Annotated in this window: 6 protein-coding genes; all 6 read left to right on the top strand. The window is 50.3% G+C overall.

Going from position 1 to position 7,609, the window contains the following annotated elements; translation table 11 throughout:
- Positions 1-724: 724 nt before the first annotated feature.
- Positions 725-2,734, top strand: coding sequence for a BatA domain-containing protein (locus FJM74_RS19505; RefSeq protein ID WP_241739259.1), 2,010 nt, complete (start codon positions 725-727; stop codon positions 2,732-2,734).
- A gap of 1 nt (position 2,735) precedes the next feature.
- A complete protein-coding gene (locus FJM74_RS19500) occupies positions 2,736-3,998 on the top strand; it encodes a dihydroorotase (RefSeq protein ID WP_187264310.1) in 1,263 nt (420 codons plus the stop codon).
- Between the two features lie 68 nt (positions 3,999-4,066).
- Entirely contained in the window at positions 4,067-4,576 is a 510-nt protein-coding gene (locus FJM74_RS19495; protein WP_187264309.1) for a DUF4199 domain-containing protein, read from the top strand.
- Positions 4,577-4,610: 34 nt separating this feature from the next.
- The gene (locus FJM74_RS19490) at positions 4,611-5,129 is read left to right on the top strand and encodes a DUF4199 domain-containing protein (protein WP_187264308.1); all 519 of its coding nucleotides are present in this window, start codon (positions 4,611-4,613) and stop codon (positions 5,127-5,129) included.
- Positions 5,130-5,133: 4 nt separating this feature from the next.
- On the top strand, positions 5,134-6,108 hold the full coding sequence (locus FJM74_RS19485) for a glycosyltransferase family 2 protein (RefSeq protein WP_187264307.1): 975 nt from the start codon (positions 5,134-5,136) through the stop codon (positions 6,106-6,108).
- Positions 6,108-7,262 (top strand): glycosyltransferase, encoded by a 1,155-nt coding sequence (locus tag FJM74_RS19480; RefSeq protein ID WP_187264306.1) that lies wholly within the window; start codon positions 6,108-6,110, stop codon positions 7,260-7,262. The genes FJM74_RS19485 and FJM74_RS19480 overlap by 1 nt, the downstream gene beginning before the upstream one ends.
- Positions 7,263-7,609: the final 347 nt, after the last annotated feature.

The following is a 7,609-nucleotide window of genomic DNA, read 5'->3' as shown; positions in this document are numbered from 1 at the left end:
GCGCCTTAGGTCTTGAATATACGCCTACAGGATGAGCTTGGGGGACCTCTTCGGCTGCTGCTGCTCCGGCCCGCGAGCGGGGGATTTGACTTGATGCAGGGGTACTGGGATGTGCGAAGTACCCCTCCAGTTTAATTTCTAAATAGGCTTAAAGCGCGTAAAGCAGCCAAAAAGCTATCTCCCTTCATTTCTAAATTGGATTTCTAATATTTAGTTTTGCCAACCCCTGACATGCGACCCGGCCAATAACTTTATGTTCCTTCTAATTCAGGTATAACAAGTTTTACCTTCAGACGTTATGGGCATATCTTACCTCCGCCAGTGCAGGGTAATCTAAGTGCCTATAGGTAACTCTAGTCGGGTCAGTGTGAGAAGAGAAAGAAGTCTTCCTTCGGTAATTATTCTAATCAAAATGGCCCTTGGGAAAACTTTTCGAATCCTGCTGCTCCGGGCCGCATGCGAGAGATTTTATATGCATGTACTTAGGAGTATAAAAAGGCTTTTGTTGGGGTTACGAAGCTTCCGGCAACCAAATTGGCAGTGGCGTCAGCAGAAAAAAAGATCTCCGGAGGTCCGGTTTTATTATAATAATTGGACTTTACCTGATAATTTTATTTTCTCTACTGCAGAGTTGACCTACTGCCTGTACCCTGGTGCGAGCTGCTTTTTAGTTCCTTATCTGACTTAATATTGTTTATTTAACTGCAGCTGTTTAACTTGAAACATGGCCCTTCTTTATCCTACATTTTTATTTGCCTTAGCTGCCACCGCTATACCTGTTATCCTGCACCTGGCGCAACTGCGTAAAGCCAGGCGGGTAGAGTTCAGTAATGTAAGGCTTATAAAGACTTCTAAAGATATTACGGCCAGTCAGCGGAATTTAAAAGAGATTCTGATTCTCCTGTGCCGGGTATTTTTCATTGTCTTTCTGGTGCTGGCCTTTGCGCAGCCTTTTCTTCCTGCTTCCGATTCCTATGTTCCTGCCGATACCTCGCAGGTTTCTGTTGTGATCGATAATTCCTTCAGTATGCAAAATACGCATGCCGAGGAAGATGTGCCCATGCTGACTGCTGCCACTGAACAGGCACAGAGCACGCTCGACCTGTTTCCGGCTTCCACTACATTCCGGCTTTTTACGGCCGCCAATACACCCCACAGCGGCGTACTCGACAATAAAGACGCTTCGTCACTACTGAGTAATCTGAATTATGCTGCCAGTTCGGGCCTCCAGCTTTTACCAAGTGAGCGCACGGCAGAGCATGTCTTTATCTTTTCTGATTTCCAACGGAGCACCTTTCAGCCAGCCAGTTTATCTACCATAGACTCTACCAAACAAGTGCATCTGGTGCCCATTAAAGCGGCCTCCATTGCCAATGTGGTCATTGATTCTATTTACTTGGAAGATGAATTTATAAGGCCTGCCGGCGAGAACCTGTTGCATATACAGCTCTATAACGCGGGCGAGGAGGCGATAGAAGACTGCCCTGTAAAACTGATTGTGAACGAGCGGCAGGTGGCTGCTTTAAGTGTAGATTTGCCCGCCCGGCAAGTAACAGAAACCACAGTTAGTTTTAGTGTGCTGGGCAGCGGCATAAACAAAGCGTATGTACTTATAGAAGATTACCCGGTGGAGTTCGATAACAGTTTTCATTTTGTGATGGCTCCCTCCAGCAACATTGAGGTAGTGGAAATCACAGACAACTCCTCCGATCTGCTGCCCCGCCTATTTAAGAACGAAGCATTTTTCAGGTTAACACAGTACCAGCAGAGCAACATCGACTATGCCCGAACGGCTGCTGCACATATTGTTGTCGTACATGCTGTGAAAAACATTTCTTCCGCCTTATCCTCCACGCTGGCAACTTTTGTGAAAGGGGGCGGAACAGTGGTCATTATACCGCCAGTGCAGGCAGATAATACCAGTTACAGCAGCCTGATGCAGAACCTGAACATAGCTGCCAGCCTGATCGCCAGTACGGCTGGGGAGCCTGCAAAAACAGCCCTGGCAGCCCCGGATCCTGCCAACCCATTTTTCAAAAGCATTTTTTCTGATTTCGACCCGAAGATGCAGATGCCGGGCGCAGCCAGAACCCTCGCCTGGTCCAGAGCATCTGATGACATACTCCGGTTCAGGGGTGGCTCGCCTTTTCTGTCGCGGTTCGACAGGGGCAATGGGCAGGTTTTCCTGATGGCGGCCCCACTTGATGACAGTTACAATGAGTTGCAGAACCATGCGCTGTTTGTGCCGGTTATGTACAAGCTGGCCATTGCCAGCTACAAACAGGAACAGCAACTTTCTTATGCACTCGATGGTGCCACCGTTAGCTTGCCCGTGCCGGCACCCCGTCGGCAGGAAGGTATCTTTAAGCTGACGCAGGATAGCCTGGAATTTATTCCGGAACAGCACATGCGCGGGGGCAACCTGTTCTTTACCATTCCCGATGCCATGCACCAGGCCGGTTTTTACGACCTGCGGCTGGGCGATTCTACCATCACCACACTTGCCTTTCATTACCCTGAAGAAGAATCGTTGCTGGAGCAGTACAGCCCGGATGAGTTGCGCAGTTTCCTGAAGCCAGGTCAGGGTAATGTGCATATTTATGATTATGCAGATGCATTTTCTGTGAAAGGAGAATTCGAAAAACGATATTTTGGTGTCAAGCTTTGGAAATATTGCCTAATATTGTGTCTGATTTTCTTAATGGCCGAAATAGCCCTCATAAGATTCTTTTAGCATGAACATACTCCTAAAGGCTGCAACCATTTATCACCCCGAATCAGAATTCCATTTACAACAACAACATATTTATATAGAGAACGGCATCATCCGCTACATCGGTCCGGAAGCCAGAGAGGCAGATCAGACGATTGAAGCCGATGGCCTCTGCGTTTCGCTGGGCTGGGTAGATATGTTTGCCTTTGCCGGTGAGCCAGGCCTGGAGCACAAAGAGGACCTGGAGTCGGTGGCGGCGGCGGCGGCGGCAGGCGGTTTTACTGAGCTGGTATGCCTGCCCAATGTGCAGCCCGTGGTGCAAACAAAAGGAGCCGTGAGCTTTATCAAAAGTAAGTCGGCGCACCTGCCCGTAACGCTGCACCCCGCAGCGGCCATTACAATAGACACAGAGGGCAAAGACCTGACCGAGATGATAGACCTGCACCGGGCAGGCGCCATTGCGTTTACAGATGGGCTCAAACCTTTGCAGGGAGCCGATGTGCTGCTAAAGGCCCTGCAGTATGTACGGATGTTCGACGGGCTTCTCCTGAACAAACCAGAGCACACCCGCCTTACCAACCACGGGCAGATGCACGAAGGTGAGGCCAGCACCCGTTTAGGCATGAAGGGCATGCCCGCCATTGCCGAAGAGGTGATGGTGACGCGCGACCTGCAGTTACTGACTTACACAGGCGGGCGCTTACACTTTTCCGCCATTTCTACGGCGGCGGCTGTCGACGCTATCAGAAAGGCAAAAGCAGCCGGTATGCGGGTTACCTGCGATGTGGCCAGCTACCAGACTTGTTTTACAGACGAATCCATTCTGCCATTCGATACCAATTACAAAGTTGCGCCCCCTTTCAGAAGCCAGGCCGATGCCGATGCCATAAAAGAGGGCCTGAGCGACGGGACCATCGATGTACTCGTATCGGCGCACATGCCACACGATACGGAGGCGAAGAACCTGGAGTTCGACCTGGCCGATTTCGGGATCATCAACCTGGAGACATCCTTTGCCGTGGCGAACACCTCCCTGTCGGATGTGCTTGGCACCGAGGAACTGGTACAGAAACTGGCTGCAAATCCTCGCAGCATCCTGCGGCTGCCGTCAGCAGGGCTGGCAGTAGGGGAGCAGGCAAACCTCACACTGTTTAACCCCAACCAAACCTGGACGCCGGAGGTGCACCGGACCCGCTCAAAATCGAAGAACAGTCCGTTCTATGGCCATAGCCTGAAAGGTGCCGTTATTGGCATTATCCACAAAGGGCAGGTAGTGCTTAATTAAACTTTTTCATATATTTATATTGTAATATTTTTGGAGTATGAGTTTACTCCTTATACCAGTTAAGTGGGATGTTTAATCAGGCGATAGTAAGAATTGGGGTGCGTTATGGAGTTATTTGTGGGATAGCCAGTTTTGTGCTTCTGCTCGTAACCTATTTATTTGGGTATAACCCACTTGGCGAATCCGGTAGGTGGAGTTTCTTTGTGCTGCCCGTGTTCATTTTTCTGGGGATGAAGTATTACAAGCAGTTCCTCGACACGGAGCTCAGTTTTTTTAAAGGGCTACGGGTTGGCCTGGCCATTTCTTTCTACACCGCTTTGGTAACAGCCATGCTGCTGTTTATCTTCCTGTATTTTTTCGGGCACGAGCTGGTAACGGAGTACATAGCCGAGATGCAGACGCTGCTCGAGGCTACCAGAGAAGAAAGCATTAAGCTATACGGGGAGGAGATTTACGAGCAGAGTTATAAAGAGCTGGGGTCTATGAGCCTGAGCCGGCTGGCTTCCTTCGATTTTATAGCCCGGTTAGTAGTGGGCAGCCTGTTTTCGCTTGTGGCTGCCGTCTTTTTCAGAAAGTAACGCTTTATTAACCTCTTGATATAAAAATAAGACTATGACTGAGAAACAACCAACCGTAGCTTCTGTGGCGATAAAATACGGTATTGCCGGTGGTGTAATAGCTGTTCTGTATTCTGCCATACTCATGATCTTTGGGGAAAGCACCAACAAGTGGCTCGGCTTTCTTTCTTACCTGATCCTGGTTGGCGCCATAGTGATAGCCATGCAGCAGTTCAAGCGGGAAAATGAAGGATATATGAGTTATGGGCAGGGGCTGGGGCTGGGAACCCTGGTAGCAACCATTATGGGGCTGCTCAGTGGTATATTTATGGTAATTTATACCACGTTTATTGACCCGGACCATTTTGCAACCATCATGGACCAGCAACGCATGGAACTGGAGGAGCGGGGCATGAGCGATGAACAGATTGATTCTGCCCTCGCGATTGGCGAAAGTATGTCGGGGCCTTTTACGACACTGATCATGAGCATTGTTGGATTTGCTTTAATCGGTCTGCTGTTGTCGTTGGTTATTTCGGCCATTATGAAGAAAAACCGGCCACAGTTTGAATAAATACATGCAATACGCTTACGATATTTCGGTAGTGGTGCCTCTTTATAACGAGGAGGAGTCGCTGCCAGAACTGGTGCGATGGATTAAGCGTGTAATGCACGCCCATGGCTATTCGTATGAAGTCATCTTAGTGGACGATGGCAGCACCGACCGCTCCTGGGAAGTGGTGAACGAACTCAGTGCCGAAGATAACACGGTGAAGGGCCTCAGCTTTAACCGCAACTATGGCAAGTCGGCCGCCCTGAACGAAGGGTTTAAGCGCTGTACCGGCGAGGTGGTGATTACCATGGACGCCGACCTGCAGGACAGCCCCGAGGAGATTCCGGAACTCTACGACATGATCAAGCACCAGAAGTTCGACCTGGTTTCGGGCTGGAAGAAAAAGCGCTTCGATCCGATTTCTAAAACAGTGCCCTCTAAACTCTTTAATGCGGCCACCCGCAAATTGTCGGGCATTAACCTTCATGATTTTAACTGTGGCCTGAAAGCTTACCGCCAGCTGGTTGTAAAAACCATAGAGGTACACGGCGAGATGCACCGTTACATTCCGGTTATCGCCAAGTGGAACGGGTTTAAAAAGATCGGCGAAAAGGTGGTGCAGCACCAGGAGCGGAAGTATGGCAAGACCAAATTCGGCATAGAGCGCTTTATCTTCGGTTTTCTGGATTTGCTCTCCATCTCGTTTGTGTCGCGGTTCCGGAAACGGCCGATGCACTTTTTCGGTACATTGGGCACCTTCTGCTTTCTGTTCGGGTTTATTGTCACGCTCTGGCTTATCCTGCAGAAAGTGTTCCGGCTGTACTCCGACGGGCGAATCCGTGATGTGGTGGACCAGCCGCTGTTCTTTCTGGCGCTGGTGGCGGTTGTAGTGGGGGTGCAGCTGTTCCTGGCAGGCTTTCTGGCCGAAATGATCACGCTTACCGCCAAAAACAAAAACGAGTACCTGATCAAAGAGCGTGTAGGCGTGCTTAAAAAATAATGGCAAGGCGTGTGGTCATTGTGGGGCCGGCGCACCCGTTGCGGGGTGGCGGCATGGCTACCTTTAACGAGCGCCTGGCACAGGCCTTTCAGGAGGCCGGCGACGAGGTAGAGATCGTTACCTTCAGTTTGCAGTACCCTGCCTTTCTTTTCCCCGGCAAAAGCCAGTTTACAGACGAACCTGCTCCGGAAGGCCTTGCGATTAAGGTCCTTATGAACTCTATTAATCCAATCAGCTGGCTCAAAACAGGCAATTACATCCGCAAAAAGCGCCCCGACCTGGTCATCTTCAGGTTCTGGCTCCCATTTATGGGCCCCTGCTTCGGCACCATTGCCCGGATCATCAGCCGCAACAGGCACAGCCGTATCCTGGCCATTACCGATAATGTGGTGCCCCACGAGAAGCGGCCGGGCGATGTGCCTTTTACAAAGTATTTTCTGAGTGCCTGCCATGGCTTTGTCTCCTTATCCAGGGCGGTGCTGCAGGACCTGAAAAAGTTTGAGCCTCATAAACCAGGCGTTTATCTGCCCCATCCGCTCTACGACAACTTTGGCCTCCCCGAATCTAAAGCGGAGGCCTGTGCAGCGCTCGGGCTCGATCCTGAAACCAGCTACCTTCTCTTCTTTGGGTTTATTCGCGCCTACAAAGGGCTGGACCTACTGTTGCGGGCCATGGCGGAGGAGCCGTTAAAGCAACTACCCGCGCTGAAGCTAATTATTGCCGGGGAATTTTACGAAGATGCGGCCCCTTATCAGCAGCTGATAAGGCAGCTAGAGCTGGAGCAACGCCTGGTGCTCCGCACCGATTTTATTCCCAATGCGGCCGTGCGTCATTATTTTTGCGCGGCAGATCTGGTGGTGCAGCCCTACAAACATGCCACCCAGAGCGGCGTAACCCAGGTAGCCTATCATTTCAACAAACCAATGGTGGTAACCAGAGTAGGCGGGCTGGCCGAACTGGTGCCGCACGGGGAGGTAGGTTACGTGGTGGAGCCGGAGCCACTGGCTATTGCCCAGGCTATTGTTGCATTCTACCGAACTCACCAGGGGCCCAATTTCTCCCGCAACATCGAGTCCTTTAAACAACGCTTCAGTTGGAAAAGCTTCGTGCAGCAAATCCATGTGCTGGCCGATGACCTTGAGCCTGGAAACTGAACTGAAAAATCCTAAGCCAGATCCATAACAACACCAGCAGGAATGCTTCCGGGGCGCATTTTCATTCAAATAATTTGTGTGCAAATCATACTCAGCACAGGATAAAGTAGAATACCGCATGAATACGGTTCGAACGCAAATTATTTGAATGAAAACACCCCTCCAGAGGCTCTGCTGCTGCACTACAACAGGCAATCTGTAAGGCAGGGCTTTCAGGTGTCCTTCCAGTTTGTCTAAACCCCTTTCCATCCATACATTTCTTTGTCATCTTGTAAATATCTCTTGGATAAGCCTTGCCTGCGGAAGGAGATGATTATGAGCAAGTACCACGAAAAGCCTAAACAGGA

Source organism: Pontibacter beigongshangensis, assembly GCF_014332515.1.
GTDB lineage: Bacteria > Bacteroidota > Bacteroidia > Cytophagales > Hymenobacteraceae > Pontibacter > Pontibacter beigongshangensis.
The sequence above is the reverse complement of the archived record's forward strand: the minus strand, read 5'-3'. Positions and strand labels throughout refer to the sequence as shown.